Here is a 12365-nt window from a genome sequence, read left to right as displayed (position 1 = left end):
TTTCACCAAATGAGTTTGAAAGAAGGTATAATTTAAAGTCTTCAAAAATGTAGGTTTTTACTGGTTTAGTAATTGTCTAGTTTATAGGGGACATTCCAGATAGATTTTTTCCAAAACCTGCTACAACAAAAGATCTTTTTTCTGCTCTTGATACTCTATTTCACACTAAAGAAAGTATAGATCTTTCATCAACTCAAAATGAAGAACAGGAAATGACTTTTGATAAAAATATACTTCTTGTTGAAGATAATTTTACAAATCAATTAGTAGCGAATGGAATGTTAGAAGATTTTGGACTTGAAGCAGATATTGCAAATAATGGACTTGAAGCCTTAGATATTTTAAATAATTCTAAGAAAAAATATGATCTTATTTTTATGGACTGTCAGATGCCAGAACTTGATGGTTATGATGCAACTAAAGCGATAAGAGCTAAAGAAGCAGGCTATATCTATATGGAAATACCAATAGTCGCTATGACGGCAAATGCAATGCATGGAGATAGAGAAAAGTGTTTAGCAGCTGGAATGAGTGACTACCTTGCTAAACCATTAGATAGAGAATTTCTTAAAAAGGCACTAAGTAAGTGGCTTAAACAAGAGTCTATGGATGAGGAACTTTAACCTTAGAGTTAAGACTCCATCCAATGATTACCATTAGAGCAATAACTACAATTGCTGGTAAAATTTCATAAGCATGAGTAAGATAAACCAACCAAAGTAAGATAGCTCCAAGTGGAGTAGGGACTCCTGTAAAGTACTTATCCACTTCTCCTGCATCTGTATGAATGTTAAAGTGAATTAGTCTTCTTAGGCCTGAAATAACATAGTAGATGCTAACAATAGCCGCAAGTATCATTAAACTTACAGAAAGAGATGTTGCATAAACTGCTTGAAATATTAAAAATACAGGGACTAATACAAAACTTAAAAAGTCTGCAAAACTATCTAGTTGAACACCAAACTCATTTGATAAGTTGTATTTTCTGGCAATCTTACCGTCAAATATATCAAAAGCGCCACCAATCCATGCAAGAAAAATTGCTAAAATAAAATTGTTTTGAGTGATGAAGTAAGTCGCAAGAAGACCAGCTGTAATGTTTACAAAAGTAAAAAGGTTTGCTAGATTAAAGTGAGAAGTTGCTTGGTATAAAAATTTCATATATTACCTTGAGTAAAGTTTTGATGTAATTATATCTCTTATCATGCGATTAATCAATTTATTATCTTAGTTAATATAGTAGAATGTCAAATAAATGTTTATTTAATAATGATAACTTTTATCATTGTTAAGAGATCTTTAAGTTGATATTTATTATCATTTCTAAAATTGTTTAATAAGACTGATTTAAGAAGAAGTTTTAAACACTATTAATAATGATATTATTAGCATTATAAAAAATATAAAAAGAATTGAAATATGAAAACATTAATAGACTGTCAAAATTGCCAATTAAAAGATTGTCAAAAAAACTGCAAATTAAAAGTTATAAAGTTACATGCTCCAACTGATTTAAAACAGAGACTAATCTCTTTTGGAATAATGAAAGGCTCTATAATAGAAATCCTTGAACATTCTCCAGCAAAGAGTACTATGGAAATCAAGGTTGGCAAGATGCGAATCGCACTTCGAGCAAAAGAAGCTGCACTAATAGAGGTTGAAAAAATATGAAGAAAGTAGATGAAAAAGCTTGTCCTATAATAGCTAAACATATAAAAGTAGCTCTTGTTGGACAACCTAATGTAGGCAAGAGTATGCTTATCAATTCTGTGTCAAATGCACATCTCCATGTAGGAAATTTTTCTGGTGTTACTGTTGATAAAACAGAGGTTCTTTTTGACTATAAAGAGTACCATTTTACAGTTGTAGATCTTCCTGGAACTTACGCTTTTACAGATTACACAATAGAAGAAAGAGTAACTCATAACTATCTTTGCGATGATGATTATGATTTAATTATCAATGTAGTAGATTCTACAAACTTAGAAAAAAACCTTCAACTTACTTCTGAGTTAATGAGCATGAGTAAAGATATTGTAATTGCTTTAAATATGAGTGATGAGGCGGATAAAGAGGGTATAGAAGTTAATGCTTCTTATATGTCTGAACTTCTTGGAATCCCTTGTGTGAAAGTTTCAGCAGTTACAAAAGTTGGGATAGAAGAACTCTTAGATGCAGTGATATCAGTACAAGAAATAGATGCACAAGAACCAAAGTTAATTTTTAGTGAGCCAGTTGAAGAAGAGATAGCTCAAATAGTGTGGTATCTAGATAAACATAGATATGAAGCAAAAAATTCACATAGAAACATCGCGATAAATCTTTTAAAAAACAATAAAAGAACGTATGAGAAAATTCATAATAACCCTGTTTGGACAGAGCTTCAGCCTATTTTAGTAGAGGCATTAAAACATGTGGAACTACATCATGACAGTGATGATATAAAAGAGTCTTTTGCTGAAGAGTATGCATCTTATAATAGAGGTATAATCGCTGAAGTTGTAAAACAAGAGGTTTCTAAAGAAGAAATAACTATGACTCAAAAGATAGATAATATCTTGATTCATCCATTCTTTGGAATCCCAATATTTTTATTTTTTATGTGGGGACTTTTTCAATTAACATTTGAAATTGGTTCAATTCCAATGGACTGGATAGATGCATTTTTTGGCTGGTTTGGTGATACTGTAGGCGCTACGATACCAAATGATGATGTTCGCTCTCTTGTTGTTGATGGTATTATTGCAGGTGTTGGGGCGGTTATTCTCTTTGTTCCAAATATTATCATACTTTTTATAGGTATAGCACTACTTGAGAGTACAGGTTATATGTCTAGAGTTGCTTTCTTACTTGATGGTTTTTTTCATAAGTTTGGAATGCATGGACAGTCATTTATCCCACTTGTTTCAGGTTTTGGTTGTTCTATTCCTGCTTACATGAGTGCAAGAATCCTAAAAAATGACCGTGATAGACTACTGACTCTATTTATCATCGGTTTTATGAGTTGTGGAGCTAGACTTCCTGTTTATGTACTTTTTGCAGGTGCATTTTTCTCTCCTGAAATGGCTGGTAATGTACTTTTTGCTATTTATATTGGTGGAGCAATAATCGGTCTTATAGCAGCAAAAATTTTAAAACTAACTGCATTTAAAGGAGCCGATGAGCCATTTGTTATGGAGATGCCAAAGTATAGACTTCCCTCAGTTAAACTTATTTGGCACACAGTTTTAACAAAAACAATGATGTACCTAAAAAAAGCTGGTACTTTTATTGCCGCTGCATCTATTCTGATTTGGTTTTTAAGTAACTATCCTCATAACTTAGTTTTAGAAGAAGAGTATGCTACAAAAATTGAGATGGCTGCATCCGAAGATGAAAAAAATGCTCTCTCAAATAAGTTTGCTGAGGCTTATTTAGAACAAAGTTACTTAGGAACTATAGGAAAATTCTCAGAGCCTGTTTTTGCACCTCTTGGTTTTGACTGGAAGATGAGCGTTGCACTTCAAACGGGTTTAGCGGCTAAGGAAGTAGTTGTATCTACTCTTGGTGTACTTTACTCCTTAGGTGAAGATGTTGATGAAGAGAATGATTCTCTCATTACAGCAATTAGTAAAAATATATCTTTTGCATCTGCTGTAGCATTTATAGTGGTTATTATGATTTATCTACCTTGTCTTGCTGCATCTATTGTCTTTACTCGTGAAGCAGGTGGTATAAAGTACTTCTTTTACCTCTTCGCCTTTACATCGATAATAGCTTATGCCCTATCATTTATCGCTTACAATATAGCTTTGGTGCTAACTTAACCAGCTATTAGTATATCTTGGTTAGAATTTTGTCATGAAAAAAATATTAATGATTGAAGATGACTTAGAACTTGCAGAGATACTTACTGAGTATCTTGAGCAGTTTGAGTTTGAGGTTATTACAGAAGATGACCCTTTTAAAGCAGTAAGCATATTAAAGTTAGAAAATTTTGATTTAGTTATTTTAGACTTAACACTTCCTGGTATGGACGGATTAGAAGTTTGTGAAGCTATTAGAGAGAGACAAGATATACCTATCATCATATCTTCAGCAAGAAGTGATGTTACAGATAAGATTAAAGCACTTGAACTTGGTGCTGATGATTATTTACCAAAACCTTATGATCCAAGAGAACTAGAAGCTAGAATTCACTCTGTTCTTAGAAGATATGCAGCAAAATCAGAAGCAAAAGAAGAATCAAAAAGTGATTTTAAATGCGACACATCATCTATGATGATTACGTATAAGAGTAGAAACATTGATTTGACAAATGCAGAATTTGGAATACTTGCATACATGATTGCAAAACAAGGTCTTGTAGTATCACGTGAAGATTTAATTCATAATGTAAATGCTATAAATGAAGACTCTTCAAATAAGAGTATAGATGTTATGGTTGGAAGAATTAGAAACAAATTAGGTGATAAAACTCTTATTGAATCCGTTCGCGGTGTTGGGTATAAACTACTTAAATAGCTTTGTTAAGCTTTACTAAGAGAAATTCGCAAAGAAATTACTTTCTCTGCTAAGGAGATAAATATTGCGTAAAAATGCCTTTTTTATAACTGTACTTTTTGCATTAGGGGTAACCCTAATAAGCGTTAGTGCAGTGTTTTTAGAGTTTAACAAACTAAATAAACATCAATACATAGAACATATATTTTCAAAACACGAAACAATCACTCAAATATATCGTGAACATCTTCAGAAAAAAACTTCTCAGATAATGCTCGAAGCAAACTTGGCAGTCTATAAATTTCTCATTAAAGAAGATAAAGACGAAAGAAGAGCAATTTTAAAAAATGCAAAACTTTTAAAAGGTAAAAACTTTAAAAGAGTTGATGAAGCAATTATGCTTAATAATAAAGGTTTTTATACTCAAAGAGTTGTTCGTGACCTTAGAATATCTATGATTGAACTACATAAAATTATTTATTTTTATATTGAATCACCAATTGGGACTGTGCTTATTCAAGATGAAGAATTAAAACCATATACATACTACTTTGTTGCATATTCGTACCTAACAATTATTTTAATAATTAGTATTTCATTTATATTAATTTTACAAAGACTTAGACCTCTAATTCGTTTAAGAAAAAAGATTGCACTTTTTGGAAATGGAGATATGAATGTATCATTTAAAACATCTGGATATGATGAAATTGCACTTGTATCAAATGAACTTGAATCAACAAGAGAGAAAATAAATTCACTTTTAGAGTCTAGAACACTCTTTTTAAGAAATATCATGCATGAGTTAAAAACTCCTATTGCTAAAGGAACTATCGCTACTCAGATGCTTCCTACTTTAAAACAAAGAGATAGATTTTGCTCTATATTTGGTAGATTAGAATCTTTAGTAGAAGAGTTCGCTCTTATAGAAGAGGTTACGAGTATAAATGATAAGAGTAATTTTAAAGAGTATAGACTAATTGACATTATCGATGGTGCAATGGATATGGCCATGGTGGAGAGAAGTAGTGTAACTATAGATGTAGATGCTAGTGTAAAATTGATGGCTAATTATAGGCTATATACTACTGCTATTAAAAATATGATTGATAATGGGATTAAATACTCTCCAGATGCTCATGTAAAGATTTTAATAATGAATGATGAGTTATGTTTTGAAAGCAAAGGTGATTGTTTAGCTAACCCTTTACAATACTATATAGAGCCTTTTACAAAAGAGAATCCATCAAAAAATAGTTTTGGTTTAGGTCTTTATCTTGTTGACTCTATACTTAAAGTACATGAAGAAATCTTAGCCCATGAGTATGATAATGGTGTCAATCGTTTTATTTTTGCATAAGTATTTGTCAGTAAACTGATATGATGAATAAGATAGATAAAAATATTAGAGTAATTCTTGCTGTTTTTTTTGCATTTTCATTTTTTACTTTCGGTTGGCTTAGTCACAGTGCCTATAAACCAGGTAATAGAATAGAAAAACCATCTATTTTGGATGAGATAAAAAAGATAAAGATTCTTAATGTTGTTTTATTAAATGCACCTTCTACTTACTATATAGGGACAGATGGGGCACAAGGTTTTGAGTATGATTTGCTTTATGCTTATGCTCAGCATCTTGGTGCTACTTTAAATATAACTACTGCAAACACAATTAAAGAAGCAATAGAATTTTCTAAATTACCCCAAATCCACATCACCTCTGCATCTTTGGCTAAGACAAAAGCTAGGGAAAAAATCTTTAACTTTGGACCATCCTATTTTGAAGTTCAAGAACAAGTTATATGTAATCGTGGGATGCTTGGATCTGGAAAATTCCCAAGAGATACAGATAGTTTAGCGGGACTCAAAATTAGTATAGGTGAGGGTACTAGTTATAGAGATACAATAATATCTCTTCAAAAAGAGGGTTATGATATAAATGCAACTTTTGATGCAGAATCTTCAACAGAAGAACTTTTAGCACAAGTTGCATCTCATGAGATAGATTGTACTATTGCAGATTCCAATATCTATGCACTTAACCAAAGATATTTTCCTCGTATTGCATCCGCATTTGTTATAAGCGAGAGAGAACAGTTAGCATGGGTTTTAGCAGAAGGTTCAAGCGAATTAGAATCAGATATGTACTCTTGGTTTAATAGTTATAACCAGAGTGGCAAACTAGCTCAACTTAAAGATCACTACTACAGTTATGTTCTATTTTTTGATTATTACAATAATAAAATGTTCTATAAACGCGTAAAATCAAGACTTCCTAAATATAAAAAATATTTTGATAAATATGGTACTCAGTATGGTATACCATGGTCTCTCTTAGCTGCTCAGTCATATCAGGAATCTCACTGGAATCCAAAGGCAAAAAGCTTTACAGGAGTTAGAGGTTTAATGATGCTTACTCGAAGAACTGCAAAACTTCTTGGTGTAAAAAATCGTCTAAGCCCTTCACAAAGTATTAAAGGTGGAACTAGACACTTAAATCAGATGATAAAAAACGTTCCTAAGGAAGTTCAAGGAGAAGATCGCCTTAAATTTGCATTAGCAGCTTATAATGTAGGAATGGGACATATTAAAGATGCTCAGACCTTAAGTAAAAGAATGGGTTTAAATCAGAATTATTGGAATGATCTCAAAAGAGCTTTACCTCTTCTTTCTCAAAAAAGATATTATCAAACACTTAAACATGGATATGCAAGGGGAAGTGAGCCTGTTAGATATGTTGATTCAATTTATGATTATAGAGATATTTTAGAAAATATTGATGAAGAAGATAATGAAGTAAAAGTTATAAAAGAGACTAAAACTACAAAAAAGTAGTTTAAGTCTCTAAATATAGATTAAAGAGATTGAGAATCTTCACCCTCTTTACCAGTAGAAAGAGCAGTTAAAAAACTTTCCATATCATATTTTACTCTGTATTCAGGAGTCATAATATGAATAAGTACATCACCTAAATCAACAACAATCCAGTCTCCACTTTCATCAACATTGTTAAATGTTTCACCTGGCTTTAAATCATCTTTAAGGTGGTTAAGTAAAGCGCTTGTATGTTTACTACCAAGTGATGAAGCTATAATTGCGTACTCTACGAAGTAATTCTTTTGTCTTAGGTCAAAAACCTCTATTGCTTCAGCTTTGTTCTTGTCTAAAGAATTAGTAATCTTGTCTATTCTTGTTTGCATTTTTTTTCCTTATTATTATTGTTAATTAAATCTCATAAACTATGAATAAATCCATACTTTACTCAGTCACTAAAGCTACACCTTAGGGTGAGAAAGAAGTTTTAAAACTTCTTATAAAACTTTTCTATTTCAACTGCACATTTCTGTGGTAATTTTGTTCTATCTATTATATGTCTCAAAGTAGTTGAAGATATATCTACATCTACATTCAGCCTCATAAAGTTCTTCGGTATCTCTACTGATTCTCTCGTAGCAACTACAAAAGTTACTAACTCTTGAAGTTCATGGTAATTTTCCCACTTATGAAGAGTTGCAAGATTATCAGCCCCTATAGTTAGATATATCTTTTTATATTTTTTCAAAAGATACTTCACACTTTCTATTGTAGGCACTTTCATGGCTTGAGATACTTCATAGTCAGATATCTCAACATTATCATAATCGTAAAAAATCTCTTTTAACCACTTAAGTCTTAACTCAGAAGGTGCGAAAGATTGCGATTTAAACGGATTTAAAAATGTTGGCATGACGATGATTTTGTCAATCTCTTTTATATCTAGTAAAGCCTTGACAATTGCCTCATGAGCGATGTGTGGTGGATCAAAAGATCCCCCAAATAGTGCAATAGTTTCCATATGGTTCCCAAATTTAAAGCGAATTATAGCTTATTTTAGATAAAATAATACAATTTATTTAATTTTAGGAAATATAATGGCACTTAAGATAGCAATTAATGGATTTGGTAGAATTGGTCGTTGTGTAGCTCGTATAGCTGCTACAAGAAGTGATGTAGAAATTGTAGCTATAAATGATATGGCAACAATGGATATGATGCTTTATTTACTGAAGAATGACTCAGTTCACGGAACGTTTCAAAGTGAAATAGCTGAATTTGATGAAAACAATATCAGCATAGATGGAAAAAAGGTTAGAATATTTCATGACCGTGATCCAAAAAATCTAGCATTCGCAGATTATGGTGCAGATATGGTTTTAGAGTGTACTGGTGTATTTTTAACTCAAGAATCAGCTCAAGTACATCTTGATAATAGTGTAGAAAAAGTTCTTTTCTCTGCTCCTGCAAAAGATAAAGAGACTCCTACCTTTGTTTTAGGTGTTAATGAAGAGCTATATGATGGTCAAAAAATGGTTTCTAATGCTTCATGTACTACAAACTGTCTTGGTCCTGTTGCAAAAGTTTTAGATGACGCTTTTGGAATTGAGAAAGGTTTAATGACAACTATTCACTCATATACAAATGATCAAAATATTTTAGATGTAAAGCATTTAAAAGATAAGCGTCGTGCTCGTGCAGGTGCTATAAATATGATCCCAACTACAACTGGTGCAGCTAAGGCAATTGGCCTTGTAATGCCTCAACTTGTTGGTAAGCTTCATGGACAAAGTGTTCGTGTACCTACACCAAATGTTTCTATGGTTGACTTAAATGTTGTAGTGAAGAAGCAAACATCTATCGAAGAAGTAACTGCAGTTCTTAATCAAATGGCAGATACTAAATTACAAGGTATCTTACTAATGGACAAAGAGATGAGAGTTTCTCAAGACTTCGTAGGATGCCCATACAGTTCAATCGTTGCAGAAGACTTAACTCAGGTAATTAGTGGAGATATGGTTAAAGTAATGGCGTGGTATGACAATGAGTGGGGTTATTCAATGAGATTACTTGATATGGCTCTTCATATTAGTAAATAGGACATACACGTGGAACTGTTAAATATAAAAAAACTAGATTTAGCTGGCAAAAAAGTTTTCATTAGATGTGACTTTAATGTACCTATGGATGAGTTTGGAAATATTGCTGATGATAGAAGAATACGTTCTGCAATCGCGACTATGAACTACTGTTTAGATCAAGATTGTGCAATTATTCTAGGATCACACTTTGGTCGTCCAAAGGGTGAAGTAGATGAGAAATACTCTTTAGTTCCAATAGCTAGAAGAATTCAGCACCTACTAAAAAGAGATGTTGCAATGGCTAAAGATGTTGTTGGAAAAGATGCAATGTCTAAATCTTCAGCGCTTAAATCCGGGGAAGTTTTACTTTTAGAAAATCTTCGTTTTGAAGCTGGTGAGACAAAAAATGATGTTGAGTTTTCAAAAAAACTTGCTTCAATGGCAGATATTTATATCAATGATGCTTTTGGTGTAAGTCATCGCGCTCACTCTTCGGTTGAAGGGATAGCTCACTTGTTTGATACTGAGCATAAAGCAGCTGGTTTTTTACTAGAAAAAGAGATACGTTTCTTTGGTAAACTTATCAATAACCCTGTTCGTCCATTTGCTGCTATTGTTGGTGGCTCAAAAGTCTCAGGTAAACTAGAAGCACTTATAAACTTACTACCAAAAGTAGATAAAGTTTTTATCGGTGGCGGTATGGCATTTACATTTTTAAAGCAGATGGGTTATAACATTGGAGCTTCTCTAGTAGAAGATGACCTTTTAGATGACGCACAACATGTTATGGATGAAGCAAAAAAACTCGGTGTTAAGTTCTACCTACCAGTAGATGTTATAGCAGCTGAGAAATTTGCAGAAAATTCAGCAAGTAAGATAGTTACATCACAAGAGATTCCAGATAACTGGATGGGACTAGATATAGGACCTGCATCTGTTAGACTATATCGTGAAGGTCTCAATGATGTTCAAACTATTCTTTGGAATGGCCCAATGGGTGTTTATGAAATGGATAAATTTGCAAGAGGTTCTAGTAAAATAGCTCACTTTGTTGCAGATAGTTATGCTACTACAGTAGTTGGTGGTGGAGATACAGCTGACCTTGTTCAACGCGTTGGTGTTGATGATGAGATGAGTTTTATCTCTACTGGTGGTGGAGCTTCTTTAGAACTTTTAGAAGGCAAAATCCTTCCTGGTGTTGCTCAATTAATTATTGAAGAAGAGGCATAAATTATGATTATAGCTGCAAATTTAAAAACAAATCTAACTCGAAAACAGACAAAAGAGTATGTGGAGAATATAGAGAGTTTTTTAATTGAAAATAATAATTCTCAAGAAGTTTTAGTTTTCCCAACGGCATCTTCGCTTAACGAACATTCTGGAAAAGTGACTATCGGTGTTCAAAATGCATATGCAACTCAAAATGGAGCATTTACCGGTGAGTTAGGTACAGATCATTTAGATGAGTTTGCTATTAAGACTATTCTAATTGGACATAGTGAGCGTCGCCATGTATTAGGTGAATCACAAGAAGAACTAGTTAAAAAGTTCAACTTTTATAAAGAGCTTGGTTTTAAAATAGTTTACTGTATTGGTGAGCCTTTAGAAGTTAGAGAAGCTGGTAATGATACGATGATGGAATATATTTCAGCTCAATACGAAGGTATAGATGCAGAGTATGATAATCTAATAATCGCTTACGAGCCAGTTTGGGCAATTGGGACAGGTTTAACTCCAACATTGGAAGATATTGAAGCTATTCATAAAGATTTAAAGAAAAAATCTCCTGCACCACTTTTATATGGTGGTAGTGTGAAAGTTACAAATGCAGCTGATGTTTTAGCACTCAAAAGTGTTGATGGTGTATTAGTTGGAAGTGCATCATTATATGTAGAACATTTTTGCGCAATGTGTGAATATGCACAAAATATTGAAAATAAAAATTAAGGAAGAAATGTATGATAATGAAAGGTAAAAGAGGTCTAATCGTAGGTCTTGCTAATAATAAATCAATAGCGTATGGAATTGCGAAAGCTTGTTCTGAGCAAGGTGCTGAAATGGGATATACATTTGTAAATGATGCACTTAAGAAAAGAGTTGTTCCTATCGCTACTGAACTTGAATTCACAGAAGAACAAAAAGAAGAAAATAGACAATTAAAAAAAGATGGAAAAGAAGAAAAAGTTTGTGATAAAGTTTATGAACTAGACGTATCAAATGAAGAACATATGGCAGGAATTGCTGAGTTAATAGAGAAAGACTTTGGTAAGATTGACTTTTTAGTTCATTCTGTTGCATTTGCACCAAAAGAAGCTTTAAGTGAACCTTTTATAAAAACTACAAAATCAGCTTTTCAAATCGCTATGGATATTTCAGTATATTCACTTATTGATTTAACAAACCGTTTAGAATCAGTTTTAACTGATGACGCTTCTATTTTAACTCTTTCATACCTTGGTGGACCAAAATACATTGTAAATTACAATGTAATGGGTGTTGCAAAAGCTGCACTAGAATCAACTGTAAGATATATGGCTGTAGATCTTGGTAAAAAAGGTCAAAGAGTAAATGCCATATCTGCAGGACCGATTAGAACTTTAGCTGCTGCAGGTATTGGTGATTTCAAACAAATTCTTAACTGGAATGAAATCAATTCACCACTAAAGAAAAATGTTACAACTGAGCAAGTTGGTAACTCTGCAATGTACCTTTTAAGTGACTTATCATCTGCTGTTACAGGAGAAATTCACTATGTTGACAGTGGATACAATGTTATGGGTATGGCTGCTGCTGAGACAAGTCCAGAAGGCAAAACTGTTCTTTCCTGGGATATGAGAGACTAATATACAAACTCTACTAAGTTAACAAGAATTACTACTCTTGTTAACTGATTAAATCAATCATTTTTTTATCGATTGTAAAGTCTAAAGTTTCGTTTAAATCACCAGTTCCCGAGCTTAAAATAAGTAAATCAAGTCCACCAAGTTC

The 12365-nt window shown here is 32.6% G+C and carries 13 protein-coding genes; 10 read left to right on the top strand and 3 right to left on the bottom strand.

Translation table 11 applies throughout. The annotated features are described in order from the left end of the window. The first annotated feature begins 212 nt into the window (after positions 1–212). Positions 213–623 carry a response regulator gene (locus QZZ48_RS10575; protein ID WP_294965433.1) on the top strand — a complete coding sequence of 137 codons (411 nt, stop codon included), beginning with the start codon at positions 213–215 and terminating at the stop codon, positions 621–623. Here QZZ48_RS10575 and QZZ48_RS10570 read toward each other — a convergent pair. Next, positions 604–1161, bottom strand: coding sequence for a CDP-alcohol phosphatidyltransferase family protein (locus QZZ48_RS10570; protein ID WP_294965431.1), 558 nt, complete (start codon positions 1159–1161; stop codon positions 604–606). The genes QZZ48_RS10575 and QZZ48_RS10570 overlap by 20 nt on opposite strands. A 258-nt stretch (positions 1162–1419) precedes the next feature. Here QZZ48_RS10570 and QZZ48_RS10565 point away from each other — a divergent pair, with 258 nt between their 5' ends. From QZZ48_RS10565 to mltF, 5 genes are all read left to right on the top strand, one after another. Beyond that, complete coding sequence (locus tag QZZ48_RS10565) at positions 1420–1671, top strand: FeoA family protein (protein ID WP_294965429.1); 252 nt, start codon at positions 1420–1422, stop codon at positions 1669–1671. Further along, a complete protein-coding gene (gene feoB / locus QZZ48_RS10560; RefSeq protein ID WP_294965427.1) occupies positions 1668–3806 on the top strand; it encodes a ferrous iron transport protein B in 2139 nt (712 codons plus the stop codon). Before QZZ48_RS10565 ends, feoB begins: the two co-directional genes overlap by 4 nt. Positions 3807–3840: 34 nt before the next feature. Beyond that, positions 3841–4503 carry a response regulator transcription factor gene (locus QZZ48_RS10555; RefSeq protein ID WP_294965424.1) on the top strand — a complete coding sequence of 221 codons (663 nt, stop codon included), beginning with the start codon at positions 3841–3843 and terminating at the stop codon, positions 4501–4503. A 64-nt stretch (positions 4504–4567) separates the two neighbouring features. Further along, positions 4568–5842, top strand: coding sequence for an ArsS family sensor histidine kinase (locus QZZ48_RS10550; RefSeq protein WP_294965421.1), 1275 nt, complete (start codon positions 4568–4570; stop codon positions 5840–5842). Positions 5843–5862: 20 nt separating this feature from the next. Further along, positions 5863–7317 (top strand): membrane-bound lytic murein transglycosylase MltF, encoded by a 1455-nt coding sequence (gene mltF / locus QZZ48_RS10545; RefSeq protein ID WP_294965418.1) that lies wholly within the window; start codon positions 5863–5865, stop codon positions 7315–7317. A 20-nt stretch (positions 7318–7337) separates the two neighbouring features. Here mltF and rsfS read toward each other — a convergent pair whose 3' ends face one another. Together rsfS and nadD are read right to left on the bottom strand one after the other, a co-directional pair. Further along, entirely contained in the window at positions 7338–7682 is a 345-nt protein-coding gene (gene rsfS, locus QZZ48_RS10540) for a ribosome silencing factor (protein ID WP_294965417.1), read from the bottom strand. 101 nt (positions 7683–7783) lie between these two features. Then, positions 7784–8317 carry a nicotinate (nicotinamide) nucleotide adenylyltransferase gene (gene nadD / locus QZZ48_RS10535; RefSeq protein WP_294965415.1) on the bottom strand — a complete coding sequence of 178 codons (534 nt, stop codon included), beginning with the start codon at positions 8315–8317 and terminating at the stop codon, positions 7784–7786. A gap of 76 nt (positions 8318–8393) precedes the next feature. On the opposite strand from nadD, the gene gap reads away from it, so the two are divergent. The 4 genes from gap to QZZ48_RS10515 are packed head-to-tail and all read left to right on the top strand — an operon-like array spanning position 8394 to position 12220. Further along, complete coding sequence (gap, locus tag QZZ48_RS10530) at positions 8394–9395, top strand: type I glyceraldehyde-3-phosphate dehydrogenase (RefSeq protein WP_294965414.1); 1002 nt, start codon at positions 8394–8396, stop codon at positions 9393–9395. 9 nt (positions 9396–9404) lie between these two features. Continuing rightward, positions 9405–10607 carry a phosphoglycerate kinase gene (locus tag QZZ48_RS10525; RefSeq protein ID WP_294965412.1) on the top strand — a complete coding sequence of 401 codons (1203 nt, stop codon included), beginning with the start codon at positions 9405–9407 and terminating at the stop codon, positions 10605–10607. 3 nt (positions 10608–10610) lie between these two features. Then, positions 10611–11324 carry a triose-phosphate isomerase gene (locus tag QZZ48_RS10520; RefSeq protein WP_294965409.1) on the top strand — a complete coding sequence of 238 codons (714 nt, stop codon included), beginning with the start codon at positions 10611–10613 and terminating at the stop codon, positions 11322–11324. 11 nt (positions 11325–11335) lie between these two features. Beyond that, positions 11336–12220 carry an enoyl-ACP reductase gene (locus QZZ48_RS10515; protein ID WP_294965406.1) on the top strand — a complete coding sequence of 295 codons (885 nt, stop codon included), beginning with the start codon at positions 11336–11338 and terminating at the stop codon, positions 12218–12220. The last annotated feature ends 145 nt before the right edge of the window (positions 12221–12365 follow it).

Origin of the sequence: Sulfurimonas sp., from assembly GCF_016744025.1 — a bacterium.
GTDB lineage: Bacteria > Campylobacterota > Campylobacteria > Campylobacterales > Sulfurimonadaceae > Sulfurimonas.
This window is presented reverse-complemented; position numbering and strand designations above follow the sequence as displayed.

Bases quoted from the DNA above. Each gene is read 5' to 3' on its own strand.
- gap (WP_294965414.1), top strand. From the start codon at position 8,394: ATGGCACTTAAGATAGCAATTAATGGATTTGGTAGAATTGGTCGTTGT.
- rsfS (WP_294965417.1), bottom strand. From the start codon at position 7,682: ATGCAAACAAGAATAGACAAGATTACTAATTCTTTAGACAAGAACAAA.
- QZZ48_RS10515 (WP_294965406.1), top strand. From the start codon at position 11,336: ATGATAATGAAAGGTAAAAGAGGTCTAATCGTAGGTCTTGCTAATAAT.
- nadD (WP_294965415.1), bottom strand. From the start codon at position 8,317: ATGGAAACTATTGCACTATTTGGGGGATCTTTTGATCCACCACACATC.
- QZZ48_RS10555 (WP_294965424.1), top strand. From the start codon at position 3,841: ATGAAAAAAATATTAATGATTGAAGATGACTTAGAACTTGCAGAGATA.
- QZZ48_RS10565 (WP_294965429.1), top strand. From the start codon at position 1,420: ATGAAAACATTAATAGACTGTCAAAATTGCCAATTAAAAGATTGTCAA.
- QZZ48_RS10520 (WP_294965409.1), top strand. From the start codon at position 10,611: ATGATTATAGCTGCAAATTTAAAAACAAATCTAACTCGAAAACAGACA.
- feoB (WP_294965427.1), top strand. From the start codon at position 1,668: ATGAAGAAAGTAGATGAAAAAGCTTGTCCTATAATAGCTAAACATATA.
- QZZ48_RS10575 (WP_294965433.1), top strand. From the start codon at position 213: ATGACTTTTGATAAAAATATACTTCTTGTTGAAGATAATTTTACAAAT.
- mltF (WP_294965418.1), top strand. From the start codon at position 5,863: ATGATGAATAAGATAGATAAAAATATTAGAGTAATTCTTGCTGTTTTT.
- QZZ48_RS10570 (WP_294965431.1), bottom strand. From the start codon at position 1,161: ATGAAATTTTTATACCAAGCAACTTCTCACTTTAATCTAGCAAACCTT.